The 874-nt window shown below is 61.1% G+C and carries 1 pseudogene; it reads right to left on the bottom strand.

What is annotated here, in order from left to right:
- Positions 1-771 (bottom strand): annotated as a pseudogene (locus tag AACR93_RS03770) (IS66-like element ISAs21 family transposase); the annotation flags it as partial.
- Positions 772-874 lie beyond the last annotated feature (103 nt).

Genomic DNA, 874 nt, shown 5'->3' with positions numbered 1-874 from the left:
GCGGCCAAACGCCGTCATGAAGCAGACCGCGACCTTGCTCAGGGCCAGCCACATCCAGCGTCGCTCACCGCCCCGCTGGTGCCGGGTTTCATCGGCATGGATGATGGCGGCAGACTGCACTTGCTGTTTGATGGCTTGGTGGGTCGGGGTGAGCATGGCGCTGACCCGGCCTTGCGCTTCACTGATGGCGCCTCGGCTAAAGCTCAAACCGAAGTGCTGCTTGAGCTGCTGCTGTATCTTGCTGATGCTCTGGTGGAACTGACCACTCTGCAAAGCGATATAGCTCAGCAGATTAGCCCCCATCTGGCTGTGGCTCACCGTATCGGGCAGGGCTGCTTCACTGGTGGTGACGCACCCACGGCAGGTGCCCCGATACAGCTGATGCTCTGTCACCACATAGCTGACCTCGGGCAGGTCAAACACCTGATGAACCCGGTAGGGCTTGTCATGGGACACCACCTGCTCACCACAGCAGGCGCACTGCCGGGCAGGATAGTGTGGTATTGCCGTCAGTCGGTCGTCCTCAGGATGACGTTCACGCCGCTGCCCCTTGTGGCCAGGCTGGGCACCACGAGCCTTGCCGGAAGCGGGGCGCTTGCGCGCAGGCGGGGTCCCCGAGCCATCAGTGGAGGGGGGCTTGGAGGAGTTATTGCTGTTTTGGTTGAGGCGGTCTTCAAGCTCGGCGATGCGCGCCATCAGCTTGTAAATCAGCTCGTTGGCTTGCTCGAGGGTCAGCGGCAGGCCGGGTGGTGGCGTAATGGGTTTGCTCATGACGTGATGGTGCCAAGCTGGCGGGATCAGGCAAGGGGCAACAGTGGATCAAGGGATGATCGTCTCACTTTTTCCTGTCAATGCCATCTGGGTGAACAGTTAC

Source organism: Aeromonas sp. L_1B5_3, from assembly GCF_963866575.1.
Taxonomy (GTDB): Bacteria; Pseudomonadota; Gammaproteobacteria; order Enterobacterales; family Aeromonadaceae; genus Aeromonas; species Aeromonas jandaei.
Note: the sequence above shows the minus strand (reverse complement) of the source record. Positions and strands in the feature narration are given on the sequence as shown.